We start from the raw sequence: 25151 nt of genomic DNA on the forward strand, positions 1-25151 counted from the left end.
TTACCATAGTTTGGGTGAGCATAAAACAAGCCAATTTATAAGCACCTTTAATCAAAGGAGGTTTTGTTTTTTCAGAATTTTTTTCGTTTGAATCATCGTCCGTATTATTTTTACTGTGGAAAAGGATAAGTCGGTTGATACGAGTGCCATTGTATCCGCCTCAATTCACCATGCGATTGCGGCCCTGCCATTCCTTTTCACGCAATTTGAATTTTTGAATTTTTCCCGTTGCTGTTTGGGGTAAATCCCCGAACTCCACGGCTTTGGGCGCCTTGAAACGCGCGAGGTTCTGCCGGCAGAAATCGATAATCTCCTTTTCGTCTATCACGCGGCCCTCCTTTGGTTTGACAAAGGCCTTTGGCACTTCCCCCCATTTGTCGTCCGGAATCGGTATGACGGCCACTTCCAGGACATTCGGATGCCGGTAGATAACGTTTTCCAGCTCAACGGTGGAGATGTTTTCGCCGCCGCTGATAATGATATCTTTTTCGCGATCCATGATCTGAACGTATCCATCCGGATGAATAACGGCCAGATCCCCGCTGTGAAACCATCCACCCCGAAAGGCGGTGGCCGTGGCTTGCGGATCCTTGTAATAGCCGAGCATCACATTGTTGCCGCGCATGACGATCTCGCCGAGGGTCTTGCCGTCATAGGGGACGGATTTCCCGGTGGCGCGATCAATGACGTCCATGTGCATGGCGACCACATAGGGAACCCCCTGACGTGCCTTGATGTTGGCCCTTTCAGGGGCGGACAGGGTGTTCCATTTGGTCTGCCAGGCGCAGATGCTATGGGGTCCGAAAACCTCGGTGCTGCCGTAGGTTTGCGTAATATTGACGCCGAGCTTTTCCATTTCTTCAATAACGGTCGGGGAAGGTGGTGCGCCGGCCGTCATGATCTCAAGCTGGCGGCGCATGGTTACATTTTTTGCCTCCGGATAATTGGCCATGCCGATCAGAACGGTTGGGGCAGCACAGAGATGGGAGACCCCCTCTTTTTCAATCAGACGGTAAATCTCTTTCGGTACGACCTTGCGCAGACATACATGGGTGGCCCCCACCGCCGTAACCGCCCAGGTAAAGCACCATCCGTTGCAGTGAAACATGGGAAGGGTCCAGAGATACACCGACTCGGCGTTCATTCCGGTCTCCACCACTTCGCCGATGGCGTTCAGATAGGCGCCGCGGTGGTGGTACATGACCCCTTTGGGGAATCCGGTGGTGCCACTGGTATAGTTGATGGTCGCCACCTGATATTCATCCTCCACCTCACATGCCATGGGGGCATCAGACCCGGTCTTCAAAAACGCCTCATATTCCATTCCCGTGAGGGGCCTTTCTTCGGATACATCGCAGATATTGACAAAGGCCTTGATTTTTTTCAGTTCCGGCACAATCGGTTGAATCAGATCGGCCAACTCGTTGTCAACAAACAGGACCTTGGCATCCGAGTGAGTGAGAATATAAGACAATTCCCGGGAGGACAGGCGGGTATTGAGGCTCACGAGCGCCGCCCCTATCATGGGTACCGCGTAATGGGCTTCAAGCATGGGTGGGGTATTGGGACATAGAAACGCCACCTTATCCCCCTTTGCAACACCGATTTTCTTCAGTGCGCCGGCCAGCCGGTTGACCCTGGCATGCAACTCGCTATAGGAATAGCGCAACTCGTTATAAACCACCGCATCCTTGTCCCCGTATACCTTTGCGGAACGATTCAAAAACTTTACGGGTGAAAGCACATCAAAAAAGACACTGTTGTTATCCATTTTGTTTCTCCTTGTCTTCCCTGATCATGGGTTGCATGAGGGATGCTTTCCCGCAATAGGGGGGTAACGAACCTTTTGTATGGTTCTTGTTGTCCGGCCCGATACAGCAGGTAGAGAATGCCGGTGATAACTTTCCAGACGGTTGCATCTAATATATTCTATCAATTTCTTATCAACATTCGTGCCAAACGCCTTGAAACGGTTTTAACGATTTGTTTTTATTTTATTTATAATAAAAACTGGCGGATAGGGGGGGCGATAAGGTGTCCGGCATTAATAGGGTGTTTCGTTCCCATGATCAGCGGAAAAAGAGGATTACTATTTGAAAATAAATGTAAATTTTTATTTGGGGCTATTCGTTCTCGATTTGGGTATTTTCAATTCCATATTGTTTGGTTTTTTTGAAGAGGGTCCTTCGGTCAATGCCCAGGGCGGAAGCTGCTTTGCCGCGGTGCCATTGATACCGCTCTAAGGCACTAAGAATGTAATTTTTTTCAAAGTCACGGATGACGTTACGAATATTTCCGATTTTCCTTGGCGGGCTTTCAGCAAGGATTTCCGGTTCATCCCCGTCGGCTGCTGAAGGCTGAAGCATGCCGAATTGTTTCAGGGTCACATAGCGATGCAGCGTATTTTGAAGTTCCCGGACATTTCCCGGCCAGTCATATTGTTGAATGGCGTCCAGAATTTTTCCGGTGATGGGCGGCAGTCTTTCGGTTTCTCCATACATCTTCATGAAATGTTCGACCAGCAGCGGCAAATCTTCCTTACGGTCCCTTAGCGGCGGCAGGGTGATGGGAATAATATGGATGCGGTAGAAGAAATCTTCGCGCATCAGGCCGGTTTTTACCTGTTCTTGAAGATTCCTGTTCGTGGCGGCGACAATGCGAATATCGGATTTTTTTTCTTTAGCGCTGCCTACCGGGGTATAGCCTCCGCCTTCAATGGCGCGCAACAATTTTACCTGCATGTTCCGGCCCAGCTCGCCCAATTCATCCAGAAAGAGGGTGCCGCCGTCTGCCAGGTCCAGGTACCCTTGTTTGTCCCGGTCTGCGCCGGTGAAAGCCCCCTTCCTGTGCCCGAAAAATTCGCTTTCGATGAGGTTTTCCGCGATGGCACCGCAATGAACGACCACAAAAGGACCGTGTTTTCGATCGCTTAGATCGTGAATCGCCCGGGCTGCCAGCTCCTTGCCCGTACCGGACTCCCCGTAGAGGATAACACCGGCATCCGTGGCGGCGGCGTTGATGATCTGGTCGTAGACCCCCTGCATCGCCGTGCTTTTTCCGATGATGTTCATGAATTTGTATCGTTCTTTCATGCTCGATTTCAGCAGCAGGTTTTCTTTTTGTAGGTATTCTTTTCGCTTGATCAGGGTTTCTTCCGTCTGTTTTTGCTTCGTAATATCGATAATGGTCGCCTGCATTCTGGTGACGGAACCATCCGTGTCGAACATGGGGGAGCTGAGTATATAAAACCATCGCCCGTCCGCTGGGTTTTTGATCTCCTGCCGAACGGTTTCCCCCTTAAAGACCGCTTCATTGCCGCACCATTGACAGGCCTGGTCCAATCCGAAAATATCCCTGTGGCAGAGACCGCCCGTTTTATCCTGCCCGATGTAATCAATGAGCGCCTTATTCATGAATTCGATTCGAAACTCACGCGTGCAGGTGTAGATATACCCGTCCAGGGCATCGATGATGGCGCTGAGCCTCGTTTCACTATCGCGCAGCGCCTGTTCGGCCCGTTTGCGGGAGGTGATATCGATAAAGGAGGCAATACTTCGATTGGGCCCGGGCAGCATTCCGACACTGATCCACACGTCGATCTTTTCTCCCTTTCGGTTGATCAGTTTGCATTCATATTCATCCGGAACCCTTCCAGGCCCTTTTCTGCGCTCAACGTGATATCCCTTCATTCGCTCAAGGTCTTCCTTGGAAATAAAGGCTGTCCATTTCATACGGCCTTCGATTTCCGCGCGGGTGTAGCCGGTCAACTGCTCATACTTTGGATTGGCCAATGAAATGGTCATATCCTCTTCGATGATAATGGAAGCGGCTCCGGATTTTTCAAAGGCGCTGCGGTAGGTTGCCTCCCGGTTCTGCAATGTCGTTTCCGCTTGTTTTTGTGCAGTTATGTCCATGCTTGTGCCTCAAAGCAGTTTGACGGAACCTCGGGTATTCCGAGGAATTATTCTGACAGTTTTGGATGAGGCGCGTCAACTTGTTTGTTTTCAAGAGCGTTGATAGGGTTACAAAGTTGTTTGCTACGAAGGAAATCCAAGGGTGCATGATGATCTTCATATTTTTCCATGGCGAGATCACCTGAAAAAATTGTGGAACGAAGGCGTCATGCCGCGACGATGAACCAGGCTATTAATTTTAAAATTATAATTAATATAAATGGTTGGATAGCCTAAAGACACTATCCTGATAAGTTCTTAATGCAGATTCGGGACAGGCTATGGTAGGGTTAAAAAAGGGCGAATTACAAACCAAAGCGCAGCAAGTCGCTGCGGTATGAAATAAGCCGCCTTGTGAGCACCTTTCCGATGATCGCCTATAAACAATAACATTGGATGGTGTTTATGCTGTATGGGTAAGTTTTTCATTCGAGGGATCGATCTGTAATTTCACGAATGATGTGACTGCAAAGGAGGAATGCTCATGAAAAAGCTAAATAGTGTTTTTTCTGTGGTTGTATTCGTTATCACGATCTCTGTATTTCCGTTTAATATGACGTCGGCTCAGACTGGATGGTACATGGGTATGTTTGGCGGGGTTACAGTGAGTCCTGAAGTGTCTCAGGGGTATGATTATTACGATTACTATTACAATGACCGTTATGATATAGACGTTGATGAAACATGGGTTATTGGCTTTAAATTTGGTTACACCCCACCTCGACTCAGATTTGCCTCCTTTGAGTTTGAATACAGTTACTTCAATCCTGATGTGGATGGAACTGTATGGCCCTTTGACAGTTGGGATTATGTCCAAATTGAAGGGGATACAACCTTTCATAATGTTATGTTTAATGGAATAGCGAAATTTCCGGAAGGAAAAATTCACCCTTACCTTGGCGTAGGTATCGGTTTTTCGTATATTGATACTTCGGTTTCGACCTCATCAATCGGACGTTTCGATAGTAATGATGATACTGTTTTTGCCTGGCAAATATTGGGCGGAGTCGAAATCGATTTAATCAATAACTTGTCTCTGGATATCGGCTATCGTTTTTTTGCTGCGGAATCTGATTTGGACGATGACTATTATGATTACTACTATGAATATGACAGAAAGGATTTTGATTGGGAGACAAGCATCATAACTTTTGGTTTTAATTATAAATTTTAATTTCAAAACTGTTATTTAAACCCGTTACCAGAAACATGCACGCTTTTGCGTATATATTCGCCGAAGATGAAAGATGGCTGTTATGCATCCCAGCATCCGGCTTTGCGCTCGGGTGCGTTATGTCGCTTGTGATACAAGAAAGCGAATCTGTGTAAAGCACTTTTCCATATGGGCGGCGATGTCCGTGATAGTTTCGGCATAGAGGGGTAGGGCACTCTTTTTCTCACGGAGAGCTGCAGCGATCGCTTTTCCACAACGATACCCGCTGTCGATCGCCGTGCTGATTCCCTCGCCGTTCAGGTAGATGAAATTGGCCGCTTCGCCCGTGAGCAACACCTGCTCCCGGCCCAGGTCAGGCGGTGCGAGCAGCATCTGGCACGACTCATCCCGCCACCAATCTCCCAGGCGAACCTCAAACTGCCGAGAAAGAAAATGCTTGAACGCCACCATGGATTCTCGAAGCTTCCGCCCCTTGAACCCGCCGACGCAGAGCAATAAATAGTCGCCCTTCTGATGCACGCAAGTCAGGGTATCGCCGACTTCCGGAAGAAAAAACACCGTGAAGGCCCCTTTTTTTAAGGACCCAAGCGATTCCAGCTTGAAGTAACTTTGTAATACGCCAACCGATTGGGCGGCCCGTTGCTTGGCGGATTCAGGATTCAGCAGGCGACGGACAGTGGAATTCCAGCCATCGGCGCCCACGAGATACTTGCAATGATAGGTTGCGAGTTCACCTTCTGCGGATTGTGCTACCTGAACCCGAATATGCTGCGAGGTTTTTTCAAAGCCTTTAACGTATGCCTGATCGCGGTACTCGGCCGCGGAAAGATCGAGTAGCCACTTATCGAAAAGGTTACGCCAGATGTTCACATACTTTTGGGGAAAGGACTTGCCGTCCTTGCCGATTTCCCAGAGGTAAGGCCGATACCCTTTCTCGGCATTCCATTCCCTGACGTCACCGGCTTCCATATCGGCTGGCGCGCATGTCACGGAGGCGGGTGCTTCGGCGTTGAAATAGCGCTTGAGGAGTTCCTGGGTCTGCCCGAACAAGATGCCGGAACAACACTTGTAACGGGGCAATGCTTTTTTTTCCAGAACCAGAACATCGACCCCTTCATCTCGTAGTGCTTTGGCGCAGCTTGCCCCTGCCGGGCCGGATCCAACCACAATCACTTCTCGTTCTCTCATGGGTTACTCCTCAATATGGAATGTGTATGACATAAACGCAGCGGTCTTCCGAAATCTTGAAAACATAGTTATATATGTTATTGTGTTTTTTTCTGGCACCATCCTATTTTTATGTCAAGCAGAAAGCAAAGAAACATTGAAATTACTTTGAACGAGTTGCATTCATTTCAGAGTGTATCATAATTAAAAAAATGGGCCAGATGGTCCGAGCGACCCCGCTGTTCAGAATGGGAAAGCCTGATGGCATCGCGGAAGGCGTGTTGTTTTTTTCTTCCAGCGCCTCTGACTTCATTACCGGACAAATACTGAGTGTGAACGGCGGGCATTTGATGTGCACCTATCTTAACGTTATTACGACAATTTCAGAAGAAGTTCCTACCCGCATGGGCGGGCCCCAGGTGCCGGTGCCGGAGCTGACATAGAGCTGAAAATCACCGTCCCGGTGCAGTCCGTAATCATAGCCGTTATAGATGGCTCGGGTCAGAAAATTGAACGGAAACAACTGGCCGTGATGGGCGTGGCCGGAGAGCTGAAGATCGATTCCTGTTTCCTTGGCGAGCGTCATGCGCGTGTCCGGGCGCCAGTAGGTTTTTGTTTGCTGAGAGCCACGGTCAGTATGGAATTCGGCGATATTGGTCGGGGTGTGGTACATGAGAATGCTCGGCTTGTCGGCATCATAGCCTCCGGCCGATGATAAAAGGCGTCGGGTGTGGTTTCTGATACGGTAATCCGGGTAACTGATGCCGAGGATTTGTAGGCCGTCCAGATCCACGACCTCGTTGTTAAGAACTCGAATATGCGTTTGCCGCAGGATGGAAAGCGGTTTTAGCAAGCCCAGGTACCCTTCATGGTTGCCGGTAACGAAATAGACGCCTTTGGATGCGGTTAGGCTGTTAAGCGCGCTGATGTCGTTTTTCAAATCGTTGCCCATGCCGTCAAAAAGATCACCGGTAATGAGAATCAGATCCGGATGAAGGCGGTTCACCTGATCGGCCACGCGCTGCATGAACCGGGCGCTGTTGATGGCGCCGAGGTGGACATCCGAGAGTTGCACAATTTTCTTGTTTTGCCAGGCATCGGGAAGGTTCTTGATGGTGATATCGATGGGTTTGATCTCAGGGTGCTGGGCGCGCCATATGCCGTGAAGGGACACGAGGACCGCGATACTGAACCCGAAAAGGCAGAGGGCGCGCATATTCGGAACCGAGGAGAAAAAAAGCTTGCCGAGGCCGAAGACCAGCCAACACAGGCCTGCTGCCAGGAGAAGATAAATGAAAAGCCCCAGCCAGGTTGCTGACAAAATGTAGAAGATACGGGTGATGCCGCTTGGATAGAACCGCAACAGCATGGCGGCGGGCATAAAGCTGACGGACATAAAAAACATAAGCCGGGTGATGCTTTTTTGGGTGAATGGAGCCGATATCGAGAAAAATTTAATGATCGAAAGGTTCAACAGGTAATGAAAGATACAAACTACGGCTGTGAATTGTAACGCAAAGAAAAAAAATCTCATCATAAACTCTCTTTAACCGCCGATTGCTGACAGTCGGCTTCCGAAAAATCCGGTGTAAAGTTACATCATTCGTTCGATCTCTCCGGCCTTTTTATCCAGGCGTTTGGGAGAAATCGGGATAACGGTTTTCAGTTCCTGGGCAAAGACCGACACCTTGAACTCTTCGAGCATCCAGAAGTATTCTTCAACGGCGGCACGCTTTTTTTCCGATGTGCCCGGCGTGAGGGATTCAAGCATTTGAGTCAGCCGGCTCCGGTAGGGCTGAACCTGATTCATGCGCAGGCGGTCCCGTTCTGGGTTTTCAACGGCACGGATCGCGCGAATGCCCAGTGCGCGAATATACCGCGGCAGATGGCGCAGCCGTTCGTTAGTATAGAGCAGAAGCAGGTTCTCCGGCGCCAGATGGGCCAACTCGGTTCTGATTTCCGTTGCGATCGGCGCCAAATGCCTTGTGGATTCGATGGCGAAAAGGCGCTCCCGAGTGTCGCAAACCGCATCGAGCACCGGCAAAAAGACATCCAGGCGTTCTTGCGCGATGGCGACGATCCGGGCGGAAGCTGCTGCCGCATGGGTTTCAAATGCTTCCCGTGTTCGAATGTCGCGGGAAAATAACTCGAGCGTGATGCTCTCGATGAGCTGGGCCTGAATTTTTTTTTCTCCGCCGAAGCGTGCTGCTTTGGGAATCCATGCCTTGGGCAGTGCGATCATTTTTTTTAATAGTTTCAGATCATTTGACAGGTGCAGCGTGGTGAGCAGGTACACCCCGGACCGGTGGATTTTGGCGGCCTCGGTTTGATTGAGAAAGAGGCGAAGATGGACCTGCCGCCCCCCGGATTCATCGGGCACGAGGGCCGGGTAGGCGACCCACCGCCCGCCTTTTTTGCCCGTGAGGGCAATACGTTCCGGCAGATCATCAAAATCCCACTGCGTGATGCCTGTTTTCTCCCATTCTTTTTTGATGTCTTCAAAACCTTCCAGCGGCTTCTCCGCGAGAAAGTGATGGTTCAAAAGAGAAGGGTTCCGGCCCGCGGCAATTTCCTTTCCGTCGGGGGCTGTAATGGCGATGCGCATTTTCAGATGATCCGGCAGCAGGTCTTCGGCCCAGGCCGTGACGGGAATGTCCACGCCGAAACGCTGGTGAATGAATTCTCCCAAAGAGGAGAGAAGTCCTTCTTTTTTTTTCTCCATTTCTTGCGCGATGATATCGATGGTTTCGGAGACCGGTACCAGTTGCCTGCGGTAAATTTTCGGCAGGCTTTTAATGAGGGCACTCAATTTTTCCTTTAAAAGCCCCGGGACCAGCCACTCCAGCGTATCCTTTGATACTGCGCCGGCGGCGGCGGCCGGAATGCGAATGGTGACCCCGTCGGTTTGACTGCCCGGTTCAAAGCGGTAATCAAAGGGAAAGGCGGTGTTTTGAAGTTGGAGCTTGTCCGGATAGCGGGCCAGCTCTTCGCGGTCGGGCGCATATCGAAGCAGATCTTCTTCTTTCATGTGAAGAAAATCATCGCCTTTTTCCCGAATCCGGCGTTCCAGCGTGCGCATATCATATACGCCGCTGATTCGGGACTTGTAGAAATGAAAGAGATCCGCTTCGCTGATGAGCAGATCGCGCCGCCGGACCTTGTGCTCAATCGTTTGAACGGTGTCGATCAGCGCCTGGTTGTGGCGCATAAAGGGCAGGGGACGGCGCACGTCGCCCGCCACCAGCGCGCTCTGAATAAAGATATCGGAGGCCTCTTCCGGGCGAATGCGGCCGTAAAGAATGTTTCTGGCCGGTTCAATGATGAGGCCGAAGAGACTCACCTGCTCGGAGGCGATCACGTTTCCGCGGCTGCGTTCCCAGTGAGGGTCGAAGTAGGTGTGCTTGCATCGGTCCTTGCCGATGGGTTCGAGCCAGGCAGGATCGATGTGGGCCGCCATGCGGGCAAAAAGGCGGCTGGTTTCTACCATCTCCGCGGCGACGATCCATTGCCGGGACTGGTTGAAGAGACCTGAGCCGGGAAAGAGCATAGCCTGCCGGTCTTTAGCGGCTTGATAGATGTTGCCTTCCTTTTTCGCGGCGATATTGGACAGAAAGCCGCTTAAAATGGCTTTATGTATTCTTTCATAGGTCTCGCTGTATTCGCGGTTGCCAGCTTTGTCCGCGGAAGCGGGCTTTTCGGCCGAGGCAAGGCGCGCCGGCAAATTCGATTCCGCCAAAATGGCTTGAAGCTGGCCGTGAATATCCCGCCATTCGCGCATTCGCTTGAAAGATAAGAAGCATGAGCTACAGAATTTCATGATCTGCCGCATTTTTTTATTTTGATTCCAGGCCGCCTGATAGGCGTTCCAGATATTGAGCAGCGTGACGAAATCCGAGGACGGGTCTTTAAACCGGGCATGGGCCCGGTCCGCTTCGGCCGCTTTTTCAGCGGGCCGTTCCCTGGGGTCCTGAATGCTTAATGCCGCGGCGATGATGCATACTTCTGGCAGGCACCCCTGGCTGACCGCCTCGATCAGCATACAGGAGAGCCTGGGATCGATGGGCATGGCGGCCATGACTTGGCCCTTTTCCGTGAGGATAAAGGGGGATGCCGCCTGTTTTTTGCCTTTTGAGGGGCCGGCCTGGGAGATGGCGCCCAGTTCGAAAAGCAGGTTGAATCCGTCCTGAATGCTCGGGCCCGGCGGCATGTCCAGAAACGGAAACTCGGAAATATTGCCCAGATTTAAGGCGATCATTCTTAAAATGACTTCTGCCAGATTGGCGCGAAGAATCTCCGGCCGGGTGAACCGGGGCCGCTCCAGATAATCTTCTTCCGGAAAAAGGCGAACGCAAATGCCGTTGGCGACGCGTCCGCACCGGCCCATGCGCTGATCCGCGCTGCTTTGTGAGATCGATGTGACGGGCAGGGCGGTGGTGCGCGATCTGGGGTTGTATTGGGAAATGCGGGCCAGCCCCGTGTCCACCACATATTTGATGCCGGGAATGGTGAGCGAAGTCTCTGCGATATTGGTGGCGACGATGATTTTTCGTCCCACCGGCGTTGCAAATACCCGATGCTGGTCCGCAGCGGAGAGGCGCGCAAACAAGGGAAGCACGGTCACGTTCCGGTAATTTCTGCCTTCAATGAGTTCGATGGTTTCCCGAATGTCCCCTTCCGTGGGCATGAAAACGAGAATATCCCCGAATCTGCTTTCCGCAATGAGCCGGTCTACCGCAAAAGCCGCTTTTTCCATATGGCTCAGTTCATCGTCGGTGGCCCCCGGCGCATAGCGGATTTCAACGGGGTACATGCGGCCCGAAACTTCGATGATCGGCGCGTTATCAAACGCGCGCGAGAATTTTTCCGTATCAATGGTGGCCGATGTAATGATCAGCTTCAGGTCCGTGCGCTTATGGAGCAGTGTTTTGAGAATGCCGAGCAGAAAATCGATATTGAGGCTGCGCTCGTGGGCCTCGTCGATAATCAGGGTGTCATAGGTGTGCAGATCGGGATCCCCTTGAGTTTCGGCCAGCAGCATGCCGTCGGTCATGATTTTAATGTAGGCATTCGGCCCGGTTTTGTCGGTGAAGCGAATCTTGTACCCGACCGATCGGCCGGCCGGTTCGCCGAGCTCTTCGGCAATACGCTCGGCCACCGTAATGGCCGCGATGCGCCGGGGCTGGGTGCAGCCGATCAACCCGTCGATGCCGCGGCCGGCGGCAAGACAGAATTTGGGAATCTGGGTTGTTTTTCCGGAACCGGTCTCCCCCGAGATAATCACCACGGCATGCGCGCGAATGGCGGCGATGATCTCTTCTTTTTTGGCAGTGATCGGCAGGTCGGCAAATTCGGAGATGGCGGGCCTGGCCGCGATTCGCTCGCGGCGTTTGGCCGCGGACGCATTGACGCGCCGCATGAGCTGCACCAGCCGTTGCTGAAGCGCCGGGGAGGCATCCCCTTTTCGTGCATCCTGCTTGAGGCGATTGATTTCGCGCTTAAAGCCGAGCCGATCCCGTGCGCAGGCTTTCCGAATGGTTGATTCGATGCGACCGATGGTGCGACTGTATTCAGGAGCGGATGACGCCATTATTCCCCGGTTTTCTTTGCAATGGTTTTGGCGGGAATAAGGCCTGTGGCCGCGGCGGATACGATATTTCCGGCCACGCCCGGACCGTCGCCCGCGACATACAGGCCCTTGACGGCAGTCTCAAGGTTGTGGTCGGTTTCAATTTGAGAGGCGAAAAACTTGATTTCCGGCGCGTAAAGCAGGGTTTCATCGTTGGACACGCCGGGGATGACAAGGTTCAGCATGTCAAGGCCCTCAATGAGGTTGGTTAAAATTCGCTCCGGAAGGGCCATGGCGATATCCCCGCAAATCACGTTTTCAAGGGAGGGCTCGATATAGCCTTTTCGAACCCGCTGCCAGGTGCTCCGGCGGCCGCGCTTTAAATCCCCGAAGCGCTGCAAAATGGGCTTTCCACCGCCGATCAGGGACGATAAGTACCCGATGGCTTCTCCATAAGCCTGGTTGTCCGTGACCGGCTCGGTGAGAATCACCTTGGAGAGAAAGGCGAAATTGGTATTGGCCGATTTTCGGTGCCGATACGCATGGCCGTTGACGCAGACAAAATTCTTGTAGTTTTCAAGCGCGACAAACCCGCCGTAATTGGTGCAAAAGGTGCGGGTCTGATCATCGTATTTTTGTGTCTGAATAAAGAAGGTGGGGTCGTAAATAATATTGCAGATATCGCGCATGATATCATTATGCACCTCCACCCGAACACCCACCTCGATGCCCCGGTGTTTGCGGCCGATGCCGAGTTGATCCGCAAGGCGCCGTACCCACTCGGCGCCCACGCGGCCCGGGGCCAGAATGACTCGGGGGCATTGATAGCTCGCCCGGTTCGTTCGAAGGCCGACCGTGGTATTCTTTTTGACCAGAACTGCCAGTGCCTCCTCGCCACAAGCCAGTTCAACGCCTTTTTCCTGAATATAACGGGCCATGGCCTCGATATGGCCAGGCAGGCAATCGCTGCCCATATGCTTTTGCCTGATAAGCAGCAGATCCAGGCCGTTTCGCTTGGCTGTTTTTCGAATTTCCTTGGCCGCCGCCATATCGGTTGGATACACCGGCCCGTCCATGCCGAACCGGTTGAAGATTTCCTCGGTTTCGTTGATGATGGCGCGGGCTGCGTCGGTGGAAAGAAACTGGGTGAGATCGGTTTTGCCGAGTTTGTGAATAAAATTGAGCTTTCCGTCTGAAAAAAGCCCGGCGCCGCCGATACCGCTCAGGATTTGGCAGGGGGAACAGTTGCGGCAGGGTTGTCCCTCGTTGGACGGGCATTTGCGTTTGTCCGGCATTTGGCCCTTTTCCACCAGTAACACCTTGAGATTCGTATGCTCTCCCAGCCAATAGGCGGACATCAAACCGGCCGGCCCGCCACCGACGATGATGACATCATACGCTTTTTTCCCTGAACTTTTTGGTGGTTTCAGCATCCGTTTTTTCCTCATATTCACAACGATATTTAAGCACATGGCGCCCATGTTATCAATGACCCATGACGATGTCACCCAATATGTTTCAAAGTTTTAAGCGCAGCGAGGTATCATCGATAAACTCGATGTGAAAAGAAAGACTGGTGGCCACCTAACGCGAGCGATGCTCGATACCCGTAAGGGCGAAAAATTTTTTGCCCCCCTACAACTGATCAAGGCCCTGATATTAAAAAATCTTTCTCGTTTTTTTGGGCGCACCCAGCCGCCCAGCGGAATGACATTTCCTCATTCTTTTATTGAAAAATTGACAATAAATTACTTGATTTCCAATAAAAATGAGGATAATAATCGTTTCCGAAATTCCGGTGTGATTAACGCAGGTCGGTTTCGTACTGCGGGCTGAACCATTTGTCAAGGTGTCTGCCCAGGAGTCGGAAACCTATTTTGTTTTGCACTTAAAAGGAGGGGGCACGATGGCCAATGGTGTAGTGAAGTGGTTTAGCGATCAAAAGGGGTTTGGGTTTATTGAACAGGACGGCGGAGGACCGGATGTATTTGTTCATCATTCCGGCATTAACGGCAGCGGGTTTAAAACATTGAATGAGGGCGACCGGGTGACATTTGACATAGAGCAGGGCCAGAAAGGACCTGCCGCCGTAAATGTCACGGTTGTTTAACTAAAAATATTAAGCACCTAAAAAAAGGGGCTTGTTGCGCTTCACTTACAACAAGCCCCTTTTTTTATCACCTTACCCGCGATACCCTACACCCCACACTCTAATCTCTATGCGCTATGCTCTACGCTCTATGCTCTAAGCCCTATGCTCCAAGCTCTATGCTCTTTGCTGTAGGCTAACGATAAATCGAACACTTAGTGGCTACGCCAGCAGCTTCCTGAAGCGTTTCGGCAAGGGTCGGATGCCCGTGAACGGTACGGGCGATGTCTTCGAGGCTGGCGCCGAATTCCATGGCCAACACGCACTCGGCAATCATATCCGAAGCCCTCGGGCCGAGAATGTGGGCGCCGATCAACCGGTCCGTCTTTGAATGGGCGATGAGTTTCACAAACCCGTCGGTTTCACCCATGCACCGGGCCCGGCCGCTGCCGGAAAAGGGGAAGGTGCCGATACAATGAGGAATTTTCCGGGCTTTGACCGCCTCTTCGGTGAGACCGACTGAGGCCACTTCCGGCCACGTGTATATAATGGAGGGGATGGTGTCATAATTCACCTCACCGGGCAGCCCCGTCATGATGTCCGCAACCGCGGTCCCTTCGGCGCTCGCCTTGTGCGCCAGCATGGGGCCGGCGATCACATCCCCGATGGCGTACACGGAGGAAATGTTGGTTTGAAATTTTTCGTTGACCGGAATTCGGCCGGTTTTGGCGTCGAAGGCCACGCCGATGTCCTCAAGCCCCAGGTCCCCGGTTAGGGGCATTCTTCCCACAGCGACCAGAACATGATCCCCGCTCAGGGTGTCTTCTTTCGACCCGTCGCTCACGCTCACCTGAATGGACGATTTCAGAACTTTTGCGCCGCTTACCTTGGTCCCGGTCCGAAAAGTGATACCCTGCCGGGTCAAAATGCGCTGAAGCGTGCGGGCCACCTGGCCGTCCAGTGTGCCCGCGATTTGCGGCATCATTTCCACAATGGTGACCTCGGTGCCGAGGCGACGCCAGACCGCCCCCAGCTCAAGGCCGATATAGCCGCCGCCGACAATGATCAAATGCTTTGGAACCGATGGAAAGGACAGCGCATCCGTTGAGTTGACGATTCTGTTTTTATCAAAGGCGAGCCCGGGGACCGCGGAAGGGGCGCTGCCCGTGGCGATCAGAATCCGGTCGGTTTGCAGGGGGGTTATTTTTCCCTTTCCGCTTTTTCTCTGGTTGTCGCTGACTTCCACCCTGTCCTCGGAAACGACGCGGGCTGTGCCATGAATGATGTCGACCTGGTTGCCGGTAAGCAGATTGCGGATATTGTCGGTCAGGCCTTCGACCACGGTCCGCTTACGGGACATCATGACATTTAAATCAATGCCGAGTTTTCCGGTTTTTATCCCCATGTCCGGGAATTTATGTCGGGCAGCGTAATACTGTTCGCTGGCATCCAGCAGGGCTTTGCTTGGAATGCATCCCACGTTGAGGCAAACCCCGCCGAGTCTGGAGCGCTTTTCAATACAGGCTGTTTTCAGTCCCAGCCGGGCGGCTTTGGCTGCAGCGGTGTAACCGCCCGGGCCACTGCCGATAACCACCAGGTCATATCGTTCAGTTTTCGCCATGGTTATACCTCCAGCAATAGTCTTTCCGGTTCTTCGATATCCGATTTTATCCGCTTTAAAAAGCGGACCGCTCCCTGGCCGTCCACGATGCGGTGATCGTAGCTGAGCGCCACATACATCATGGGTCGAATGACGATTGAATCCTCAATTACCACGGGCCGCTTTTCGATCTTGTGCAGCCCGAGAATCCCGCTTTGCGGCAGGTTCAAAATCGGGGTGCTTAACAGGGAGCCGTATACCCCGCCGTTGGTGATGGTAAAGGTGCCGCCTTCCAGATCGGACAGCGCCAGTTGGTTGTTTTTAATCTTAGTGACCGATTCGATAATCTTTTTTTCGAGCTGGGCAAAGGAGAGTGTCTCGGCGTAAGGGATGACCGGCACCACCAGGCCCCGCTCCGAGCCCACGGCAACGCCCATGTGAACATGGTGGTGATAGACGATATCCTCTCCGTCGATAAAGGCGTTTATTTCCGGAAAGGCCTTTAGGGCGGCCGAGCTCGCTTTGATAAAGAAGGACATGAACCCCAGGCGGACCCCGTGCTTGTCATTAAACTCATCTTTATACAGGGTGCGAAGCGCCATAACCCGGGACATATCGATTTCATTGAACGTGGTGAGCATCGCCGTGTTTTGTTTGGCCGCCACCAGCCGCTCTGCGATCCGCTTTCGTATTCGGCTCATGGGTTTTCGTGAGGTTTCCGCCAAAGGGGTTGCCGCGTGTTCGGGTAAGGTGCGTGAAGCCGCATCTCCTGGTCCGGCTGCCTGCTCTATATATAGGATCACATCCCCCTTGGTGATGCGACCGGCCGGACCGGTCCCCTGCACTTTTGATATGTCGATTCTTTTTTCGGCAACCAGATGCCGCACGGCGGGCGATAATAAGGGCGTATCCGCTGCCCGTGTTGTTTTTTCGGGCACTCCTGGTGCCTGAATCGGCTCGGCGGCTGGCGCAGCAGATGGGATTGCCGGCGTGGGTGATGCGGTTTCGGGTGGCTCTTTAGCCGCTTTTGGGGGAGGTTTTTCCGCCGGGGCGCCTTGTGTATCGATGGTGCAGGCGATGGTGCCGATGGCCACGGTTTCTCCCTCGGCTATTTTAATGGAAAGCACGCCCGCTGCAGTTGCAACCACTTCCAACGTGACCTTGTCGGTTTCGATGGCAAAGAGCGGGTCATCCTTTTCAATCTGTGCCCCGTTTTTTTTAAACCATTGGACCAGGGTCGCCTCCTGAACGGATTCTCCGACATGGGGGACTGGAATCTCAACTATCATGCGTGCTCCTTTAAAAGCGTGAAGAGTGGCGCGTTGAAAAGGGCGATTGACACACAGGGATCCCCCTTTTCGAATGCTCGGGGCGCAACTCTCAACGTCCCAAGTTGGTAACGGCTTTCAGAATTGCCGCCTGTTCCTTCCGGTATACGGGCGGCAGGCCCGTCGCCGGGCTGGGTGACGGCTTGCGGCCTATGTAGCCGACTTTGTCATTCACAATGGCTTGGAGTCTGTGACGAATAAAAAACCACGCGCCCATGTTCTCGGGCTCATCCTGCACCCAATGCCGGGAAACGGCGTTGGGGTATTTGGCCAGAATCTTTTTCAGTTCGGCTTCGGGAAACGGATATAACTGTTCGATTCGAATAATGTCGAGGTTATGGTGTGCTGATTTCTCGCGTTCCGCCAGCAGTTCATAGAAAATTTTGCCGCTGCAAAACAGAAGGTGCGTGGCATCGGCTGAAGGCTTCGGATCATCCAGCACCGCTTGAAACCCGCTGTTGCTCATGTCGGAAAACGAAGAGACCACTTTGGGATGGCGCATCAGGCTTTTGGGGGTCAGCACCACCAGGGGTTTTCTGAAGCTCGCCTTGGCCTGTCTGCGCAGCAGATGAAAGTATTGGGCTGGTGTCGTCGGCTGGCAGACCAGAAGGTTCTCGTCCGCGCAAAGTTGCAAAAACCGCTCTGGTCTGGCGCTGGAATGCTCGGGCCCCATGCCTTCCATTCCGTGGGGAAGCAACAGCACCAGGCCGCACAATCGCTGCCACTTTGATTCGCCGCTGGCGATATAAAGATCAACGATAGATTGGGCGTTATTAATGAAGTCTCCGAACTGCGCTTCCCAGAGGGTGAGGCATTCCGGTCTGGCCAACGCGTATCCGTACTCGAAGCCGAGTACGCCGGCTTCAGAGAGCAGGCTGTTAAAGCATGAAAAAGGGGCCTGCGTGTCGGACAGGTGGTTTAGCGGCACGAACTGATTGCCTGAATGAATATCCGTCAGATAGCTATGCCGCTGACTGAAAGTCCCCCGTCGGCAGTCCTGACCGCTGAGCCGAATGGGAACGCCGTCAGTCAGCAGGGAGGCGAACGCGAGCGTTTCGGCAAAGGCCCAATCCACGCCGTCTTTGGCCGCAAGAATATCCTTGCGGCGATCCATCACCCGTTGCAGCTTCGGGTGAACGGCAAAGTCCGGGGGAACCGCATTGACTTTTTCGGAAAGCAAAACGAGTTGCTTCATCTTTACGCCGGTGGGAATCGGCCCATGTGAAAAACGTCCGTGGTAGGTGTCCCAGTTTTCAAAAAACAGGGCCGGTGGCAGCTGGCAAGTTGCTTTTTTAGCACTTTGGTGACCCAGATCCAGGCATTGCGCGATTCCGGAGGTGACGGCATCGATTTCTTCCCGCCGAATGATCCCGTCCTGAAGCAGTTGCGCTTCGTAAATCCGGGCCAGAGGGGAGCGATCCTTGATGCGATCATACATGCCCGGCTGGGTAAAATAGGGCTCATCTCCTTCATTGTGACCGTATCGTCGAAAGCAAACAATGTCCACCACGACGTCCTTTGCAAAGCGCATGCGGTAATCACAGGCAATTCTGATGACGTGCAGCGCCGCTTCGGGATTTTCGCCGTGGACATGGAAAATGGGCACCATGAGCATTTTGGCCACATCCGTCGAATATCGCGTGGAGCGCGCATCCTCGGGCAATGTGGTATAGCCGATCTGGTTATTGATGACGATGTGAAGGGTGCCGCCGGTCCGATACCCCTCTAGTTGGGACATGTTCAGGACTTCGGCTACAACACCTTGACCGGCAAAGGCGGCATCCCCATGCAGCAACAGGGGAATGACCCGATGCTCGGAGGCATCGTCGGTCCGCATTTCCTGGCGCGCACGGGCGCACCCTTGCACCACCGGGTCGACCGTTTCGAGATGGCTCGGGTTGCTAATGAGCGCCACCCGCAAATTTTTTCCGGCGGATGTGACGATGTCGGCGATATACCCCTTGTGGTACTTTACATCGCCGGTGCCCACCGCGTCTGCGGGGTTATAGGTGCCCTCGAACTCGCAGAAGATATCCTCATAGGACTTATGCAGCACATTGGCTTGCACGTTGAGCCGTCCCCGATGGGCCATGCCCAGAATAACTTCTTTGCAACCGTTTTCTGCTGCAAGGGACAGTAGAAAATCAAGAACCGGTATTACCACATCGGCGCCTTCCAGGGAAAACCGCGTTTGTCCCGGATATTGTTTATTTAAAAAGGCTTCAAATTCATTACAGTGGTGAAGCTTTTCCAGAATACGTCGTTTTTCGGCCGCACTGAAATTAGGCCGATTTCGCATCGGCTCCATTTGCGATTGCAGCCATTGGCGTTCGCCTGGATCCTGCAGGTGCATATATTCCACGCCGATGGACCGGCAATAGGTTTCCTTAAGCGCTTTGATGATATCGCGCAACGCAGCTTGCCTTTTTCCCGGAAACAGGTTTGTATAAAAGGATCGCTCCAGGTCATCCGCTGAAAGCCCAAAGGCATCAGGGGATAGCAATGGATGATCGGTGGGGCAGGCAACCAAAGGGTCCAGGCAGGAGAGCAGATGTCCGAGGTCCCGGTAGCGGTAGGTCAGTGCCTCCACTCGCGTTTGTCGAAGTGATTGGTCTTCGGTACAATCCCCTTCTTCCGAAGCGGGCGGGGCGTCGCATGATAAGTCAAATCCCGTAAAAAAAATTTGCCAATCCCGGGGCAGGGCTTCGGGGGTTTTTTTCCATAGTTGATATTGCTTATCAATGAACTCGAGGTTCCAGGTTTCAAATCCGTGCATTGCGGTGCGCCTTTATGAGACTAAGATCTTATCCGGCTATGCCGGAAGTTAAGCGTGTTGAGTTGAAAAATACCGATTGAGATGCTGTCACATGAGTATTTAGGTTAACGGAACGATAATGAATCTGTCAATAGAGTTGATGGCGCTTTTGCAGGGCAATGATAAATCTCTTCGCAGGTCGCAATACCGTGGAGGGTAACCACTTGCGGCAACGCTAAATCGGATTCTTTCCGCAAAAAAGATCGCGTGCTACGATTTCGCAAATTAGAGAGACGATCTGGGAGCCGCGTCTTTCAGCTTTTATCGCTTTATTTTGTAATGCAAACGATACGTTGGCATCTTTCGATGTAAAAACGACTTGATATCCGCGCCACGATGATTCTAAATTGTAAGTATGCTGGAGGAAATTATTATCCCTTTTCACGTCCGGCTGATGATAACCGATTAAATAAAATGGAGGAATTTCAAAATGACAACCCCGCAACATTGTCCCGGTTTTGAAAATTTCAGGCGATTGGCGTCCTTTTCATGCAAATGCCCGCAGTGCAATGAAGAGATCGAAATATTTTCGGATGAATTCGATAAGGAGCGGTATTGTCCGAAATGTAAGAACAAAATCGATTTTACACAGTGTACGCTTACCGGTTCCGGCGGATGATGGTTCTGATGCCAGAGTTGGATCAAATAGAGCTTTTTTAAATGTCGTGAGAAAGAATCCACAGTCGTCTTTTCAAGATTCCTGCCTTGATGGAATCGGGGAAAAGCCTCAAAAGGAGTAATCTATGGAAATGCAGATTTCTTTTTCCAAGCAAGAAAACGAGGCCCTTCCGCTCTTCAGACAAAGACTCAGCAGTGCCGAGTCGATCGAGGATGTAAAGAAGTTTTTTGTCTATACCAGCAAAGAGATTCTCGAAGATATTTTTTCAAATCAACTGGAGGTTAATTATGAGGATGTGGCACTCATGACGGAAGAAGCGCCTTACTACAAAATCAGCGCGGGCCTGAATGCCTCGGAAACCTTTAAATCGGTCTGGAACAACTCGGACCTGCAACATGTGGTGTCCCGATTTGCCAAAACCGCTATGAAGCGCTGCAAGCATCTGGACAAGCACCCGGAAAAGACCGAATCCAAGATCAGAATGTAACCTGTCCGGCGGGCGATAGGCAACGGTCGGCCGTCGGCGGTGGTTAAACGGTATCGGTTGCGGATGCCGGTTCTTGAGCCTCTTCGATGATAGAGGCATCCCTTAGCGGTCAACGTCGGTTTTAGACCAAATGAATGGAGACAGGGCGCCTTTTATCCTATGGAGATGGGCGCCCTGTTTCATTCTGGCGGCTTGATTGCCCGATCTGTCGCCTTAACACCATTTTCACGGAGGCACCAGAAGATGTCGACAAAATGGGTCTATTTATTTGATGAATTAAGTGAGGCCGAAAAAATAGTGGGGAAAAAGCTGGAGGATCTGCGCGGATTGTTGGGGGGGAAAGGCGCGAATCTGGCGGAGATGACGCGGCTCGGCATTCCGGTGCCACCCGGTTTTATCGTCACCACCCACGCCTGCAATGCGTATCTCGATGGTGGGTATCAATTTCCCTCGGGTATGTGGGAACAGGAAAAAAATGCCTTGAAAATACTGGAAACCCGCACCGGCAAAACCTTCGGCGATGCCACCAATCCGTTACTGGTGTCATGCCGTTCCGGCGCTAAATTTTCAATGCCCGGCATGATGGATACGGTGTTGAACATCGGGTTAAACGATGAAATCGCCGTCGGCATGGCCGCCTTGATCGGGGATGAGCGATTTGTCTTTGATAACTATCGCCGGTTGGTGCAGATGTTTGGCAATGTGGTCATGAACCTGCCGGATGAGTTGTTCGAGGACAAAATCGCCGAAGCCAGATTTGCCGCTGGGGTGGCGACGGATGCCGAATTGAGCGCAGAAGCGTTGAAAGGCCTGACCCTTGAATTTAAACTGATTTACCGGCTTCACACCAATCACGACTTTCCGGAGGACCCCTATGAGCAACTGAGAATGGCGACCGAATCGGTTTTTAAAAGCTGGAACGGAAAACGTGCGGTGGATTACCGGAATGCCACCGGGATTTCCCATAATCTGGGCACTGCGGTCAGTATCGTGGCCATGGTTTTTGGAAATATGGGAGAAAACAGCGCTACGGGCGTGGCCATGACCCGGAACAGTTCCACCGGCGAGAAACGAATCGAGGGGGATTACCTGCTGAATGCGCAGGGAGAGGACGTGGTGGCTGGCATTCGGCTGACTCAGGATATCGGTTCCTTAAAAGACAAGATGCCTGAAGTTTGGGGTCAGTTTGAAACGTTGGCCGGCAAGTTGGAAAATTTTTTCCGTGATATGCAGGATATGGAGTTTACCATTGAAAAAGGGAAACTCTGGATGCTGCAAACCCGCAATGGTAAGCGCAGCGCCAAGGCGGCTGTTCGGATCGCGGTGGCAATGGCGGAAGAAGGCTTGATTTCGAGGGAAGAAGCCGTGTTGCGCATTACGCCCGATCAGGTCGATTTTTTTATGCACCCGCAATTTAAGCCGGAAGCCAAAAAGGAAGCCCGGGTGCACAACCTGTTATTGGCCACCGGGCTGAACGTGAGCCCGGGGGCTGCGGTCGGCATGGTGGCCTTTGATGCGAACCTGGCGGAATCCTGGGCGCTAAAAGACAAAAAACCGGTTATCATGGTGCGCCCCGAAACCAAGCCCGATGATGTTCACGGCATGATTGCCGCGCAAGGCATTTTGACCGCGCGAGGCGGCAGGACGAGCCACGCGGCGCTGGTGGCCCGGCAATTTGGAAAACCGGCGGTTGTCGGCGTTTCAGCCCTTGAGATCGATATGGTCAAGCGTCGAATGCAGGTAAAAGACCGAGTGATTAAGGAAGGGGACTGGATATCCATAGACGGCACGGATGGAGCGGTCTATGAGGGGCAACTGGAAGCAAGTATCACGGATATCGAAGATCCCTGGATGATTAAGCTGCTGTCTTGGGCCGATGAATTCCGGCGGCTTCAGGTGTGGACCAATGCCGATTATCCGGCGGATGCTGAACGCGCAAGGAAATACGGCGCCGAAGGCATCGGGCTTTGCCGGACCGAGCACATGTTTTTTGAAGCCCAGAGACTGCCGTATTTAAACCGTATGATTATGGCGGATTTGCCGACAGAACGTCAGGAGGCACTGGATGCCTTGCTGCCTTTTCAGCGGGAAGATTTTGCCGGCCTGTTCCGCGCCATGAACGGCCGCCCGGTGGTGACCCGGCTGATAGACCCGCCGCTGCATGAGTTTTTGCCCGATCATCTGGAATTACTTCGGGATTTAACGGATTTGAAGATCAAAATCAAGCATGCCGGCACCTTGGCGGAAGTGGACGGCCTGCTCAAGCAGATACGGGAAAAAAATGACATTCTGGCCCGGGTGGAGAGTTTGAGAGAAAATAACCCCATGCTCGGCACACGCGGTGTCCGGTTGGGGATTCAAATTCCGGAGCTGACGACCATGCAGGTCAGGGCCATCTTCGAGGCGGCCTGTGAAGTTACCAAAGAGGGGGGAGAGGTGTATCCGGAGGTAATGATTCCGCTGACCTGCCACGTCAATGAACTCAAGGTTCAACAGGCGCTTCTGGAGGTGGAGGCCCGAAAAGTGATGCAAGAGCAGGGGCTTGAGATTAACTACAAATTCGGCACGATGATCGAGATTCCGCGCGCGGCGCTCACCGCGGATCGAATCGCCGAATACGCATCCTTTTTTTCCTTCGGCACCAATGATTTAACACAGACGACCTTCGGCATTTCCCGGGATGACGCTGAAAGCGGATTTCTTATTAAATACATTTCCGACGGTATCTTGGAAGAAAATCCCTTTGCCGTCATCGACGAAGACGGCGTGGGCCAGTTGATGGACATGGCCGTGAAAAAAGGCAGATCCGTTAATCCGGATCTTGAGTGCGGCATTTGCGGTGAACACGGCGGAGACCCCGATTCGATCGCGTTCTGTCACCGGATCGGGTTGACTTATGTATCCTGCTCGCCCTTCCGTGTTCCCATTGCGCGGCTGGCCGCTGCCCATGCCGCGTTACGCGAGCAAACTCCTGAATGATCAAAAGTAGGGATAATACGGCCAATAATGGTATCGATACGGAAAAGGGTAGAAAAAGGGGGGTGGTGTCTGCGTTTCCCTGCTCCGTTTCTCCCAGAGATGAATCTCTTTAATGATAAGATAGGGGTAATGATAATCGATTTCATCGAGTCGCTGGACCCGACGGCCCGTAATCGTACCGGCCAATGTAACCTCTCTGCCTTTTGTATATAAGGCGGCATCCAGGTATCCGTTGTAAAGCGCTAAAAAGCGGCCGCCGGACTCATCGCCGGTAACGGGCGCCTTGCCATAGGTCAACGGCTTTTGCAATATTTCAAGAAGGGTTCCCTCTTTGAGGTTTTTCGTCGTAATGATGACCCCGCCCCAGAGCACGGATTTGTTTTGATAGGCTTCCGGGTCTTGAAAAACGGAATCAAAGCGGATCGTCGAATCGACCTGTTGAAGAACTCCCTTTGAAATGACCGGTGCGCACCCGGCAATCATGATGATTCCCATGAGCGTCATGAGTAAGTTAACCATTGTTTTCATATTGGGGCTCCGTTTAATCGGGATAGTTGTTTCAGTGCCATTACGTTAGGGACACCGAATTTTTTGATATACCGTTTATGTAATGTGCATTTTAGAATTACCGTCAGCATTGTAGGGGCGAACCTGTGTGTTCGCCCTGATTACGAAGGGCGAACACACAGGTTCGCCCCTACGGGGGTTGCGGGCAATAGTCAGCGTTAGGCCCTTTACCAGAAACATGCACGCTTTTGCGTGTATATTCGCCGAAGGTGAAAGATGGCCTTTATGCATCCCAGCATTCCAGCATTCCAGCATCCGGCTTTGCCGGATTAGGCCGTTAACGTGGAAAAAAACAACACGATAAAAAGCATTCATCAAAAAGGCGGTGGCTTGCGCATTGATAACTTCTGTATCATAATATCAGAAACGGCTGCTATTCAAGTTGAAATCAAAACCAATTTTGATTAAAGGAGGGTTTAAATGCGCACTGTCGAGCATCTTAACAAAGTGTCCCTGTTGATTCAGGCCGGGACTTCGCCGGAACGGATGGATATTGCGCCGATACCCCTTGCCTATGACTTTGTTTTCGGTGTCGGCTCCCAAGGCATGACGCCGTTTGAATGCACGTTGGCGAATAAACCGTTGGAAGAAGAGTTCGTGATTCATTTGGAAAAAAAATCCGTCGCTGATTTTTTTGAGCATATTCGCCTGCCGCTTGGCGATCTATTTGACCAACGGCATGAGGCTTATCTGAAAATCAGGATTGCGGACGCTTCGCCCGCGGATGACCGAACGATTGTCAAACAAATGGCCCAACTTGCAGCGCATGGCGGTGGGGGGTGTGACTGCGGATGCGGATGCGGATAA

Annotated in this window: 18 protein-coding genes; 7 read left to right on the plus strand and 11 right to left on the minus strand. The window is 52.3% G+C overall.

Going from position 1 to position 25151, the window contains the following annotated elements:
• Nucleotides 1-160: 160 nt before the first annotated feature.
• From RBT11_06845 to RBT11_06855, 3 genes are all read right to left on the minus strand, one after another.
• Nucleotides 161-1771 carry an acyl--CoA ligase family protein gene (locus RBT11_06845; GenBank protein MDX9786473.1) on the minus strand — a complete coding sequence of 537 codons (1611 nt, stop codon included), beginning with the start codon at nucleotides 1769-1771 and terminating at the stop codon, nucleotides 161-163.
• A 352-nt stretch (nucleotides 1772-2123) separates the two neighbouring features.
• Nucleotides 2124-3914 carry a sigma 54-interacting transcriptional regulator gene (locus RBT11_06850; protein ID MDX9786474.1) on the minus strand — a complete coding sequence of 597 codons (1791 nt, stop codon included), beginning with the start codon at nucleotides 3912-3914 and terminating at the stop codon, nucleotides 2124-2126.
• Between the two features lie 47 nt (nucleotides 3915-3961).
• A complete protein-coding gene (locus RBT11_06855) occupies nucleotides 3962-4084 on the minus strand; it encodes a hypothetical protein (protein MDX9786475.1) in 123 nt (40 codons plus the stop codon).
• 353 nt (nucleotides 4085-4437) lie between these two features.
• On the opposite strand from RBT11_06855, the gene RBT11_06860 reads away from it, so the two are divergent.
• Entirely contained in the window at nucleotides 4438-5127 is a 690-nt protein-coding gene (locus RBT11_06860; protein MDX9786476.1) for an outer membrane beta-barrel protein, read from the plus strand.
• Between the two features lie 117 nt (nucleotides 5128-5244).
• Here RBT11_06860 and RBT11_06865 read toward each other — a convergent pair whose 3' ends face one another.
• The 4 genes from RBT11_06865 to RBT11_06880 form a co-directional block, all read right to left on the minus strand.
• Nucleotides 5245-6315, minus strand: coding sequence for an NAD(P)/FAD-dependent oxidoreductase (locus RBT11_06865; GenBank protein MDX9786477.1), 1071 nt, complete (start codon nucleotides 6313-6315; stop codon nucleotides 5245-5247).
• A 337-nt stretch (nucleotides 6316-6652) separates the two neighbouring features.
• Entirely contained in the window at nucleotides 6653-7831 is a 1179-nt protein-coding gene (locus tag RBT11_06870; protein ID MDX9786478.1) for a metallophosphoesterase, read from the minus strand.
• Nucleotides 7832-7888: 57 nt separating this feature from the next.
• A complete protein-coding gene (hrpA, locus tag RBT11_06875) occupies nucleotides 7889-11881 on the minus strand; it encodes an ATP-dependent RNA helicase HrpA (protein MDX9786479.1) in 3993 nt (1330 codons plus the stop codon).
• Entirely contained in the window at nucleotides 11881-13293 is a 1413-nt protein-coding gene (locus RBT11_06880) for an NAD(P)/FAD-dependent oxidoreductase (GenBank protein MDX9786480.1), read from the minus strand. The genes hrpA and RBT11_06880 overlap by 1 nt, the downstream gene beginning before the upstream one ends.
• Nucleotides 13294-13420: 127 nt before the next feature.
• Between RBT11_06880 and RBT11_06885 the strand changes: the two genes are divergently transcribed.
• Both RBT11_06885 and RBT11_06890 read left to right on the plus strand, forming a co-directional pair.
• Nucleotides 13421-13696, plus strand: a complete 276-nt coding sequence (locus RBT11_06885; GenBank protein MDX9786481.1) for a hypothetical protein — start codon at nucleotides 13421-13423, stop codon at nucleotides 13694-13696.
• Nucleotides 13697-13766: 70 nt separating this feature from the next.
• Entirely contained in the window at nucleotides 13767-13970 is a 204-nt protein-coding gene (locus RBT11_06890; protein ID MDX9786482.1) for a cold-shock protein, read from the plus strand.
• 175 nt (nucleotides 13971-14145) lie between these two features.
• On the opposite strand, the gene lpdA is transcribed toward RBT11_06890, so the two are convergent.
• The 3 genes from lpdA to RBT11_06905 form a co-directional block, all read right to left on the minus strand.
• Complete coding sequence (gene lpdA / locus RBT11_06895; protein ID MDX9786483.1) at nucleotides 14146-15570, minus strand: dihydrolipoyl dehydrogenase; 1425 nt, start codon at nucleotides 15568-15570, stop codon at nucleotides 14146-14148.
• A 2-nt stretch (nucleotides 15571-15572) separates the two neighbouring features.
• Nucleotides 15573-16838 (minus strand): 2-oxoglutarate dehydrogenase complex dihydrolipoyllysine-residue succinyltransferase, encoded by a 1266-nt coding sequence (odhB, locus tag RBT11_06900; protein ID MDX9786484.1) that lies wholly within the window; start codon nucleotides 16836-16838, stop codon nucleotides 15573-15575.
• A gap of 91 nt (nucleotides 16839-16929) precedes the next feature.
• On the minus strand, nucleotides 16930-19653 hold the full coding sequence (locus RBT11_06905) for a 2-oxoglutarate dehydrogenase E1 component (protein MDX9786485.1): 2724 nt from the start codon (nucleotides 19651-19653) through the stop codon (nucleotides 16930-16932).
• 469 nt (nucleotides 19654-20122) lie between these two features.
• Here RBT11_06905 and RBT11_06910 point away from each other — a divergent pair, with 469 nt between their 5' ends.
• The 3 genes from RBT11_06910 (at nucleotide 20123) to ppdK (ending at nucleotide 23777) form a co-directional block, all read left to right on the plus strand.
• The gene (locus RBT11_06910; protein ID MDX9786486.1) at nucleotides 20123-20311 is read left to right on the plus strand and encodes a hypothetical protein; all 189 of its coding nucleotides are present in this window, start codon (nucleotides 20123-20125) and stop codon (nucleotides 20309-20311) included.
• Between the two features lie 124 nt (nucleotides 20312-20435).
• The gene (locus RBT11_06915; GenBank protein MDX9786487.1) at nucleotides 20436-20798 is read left to right on the plus strand and encodes a hypothetical protein; all 363 of its coding nucleotides are present in this window, start codon (nucleotides 20436-20438) and stop codon (nucleotides 20796-20798) included.
• A 243-nt stretch (nucleotides 20799-21041) separates the two neighbouring features.
• On the plus strand, nucleotides 21042-23777 hold the full coding sequence (gene ppdK / locus RBT11_06920; GenBank protein ID MDX9786488.1) for a pyruvate, phosphate dikinase: 2736 nt from the start codon (nucleotides 21042-21044) through the stop codon (nucleotides 23775-23777).
• Here ppdK and RBT11_06925 read toward each other — a convergent pair whose 3' ends face one another.
• Nucleotides 23778-24305 (minus strand): Slp family lipoprotein, encoded by a 528-nt coding sequence (locus RBT11_06925; GenBank protein MDX9786489.1) that lies wholly within the window; start codon nucleotides 24303-24305, stop codon nucleotides 23778-23780. It lies immediately after the preceding gene.
• A 459-nt stretch (nucleotides 24306-24764) separates the two neighbouring features.
• Here RBT11_06925 and RBT11_06930 point away from each other — a divergent pair, with 459 nt between their 5' ends.
• Nucleotides 24765-25151, plus strand: a complete 387-nt coding sequence (locus RBT11_06930; protein ID MDX9786490.1) for a hypothetical protein — start codon at nucleotides 24765-24767, stop codon at nucleotides 25149-25151.

The sequence above is a fragment of the Desulfobacterales bacterium genome, assembly GCA_034003325.1.
Classification (GTDB): domain Bacteria; phylum Desulfobacterota; class Desulfobacteria; order Desulfobacterales; family JAFDDL01; genus JAVEYW01.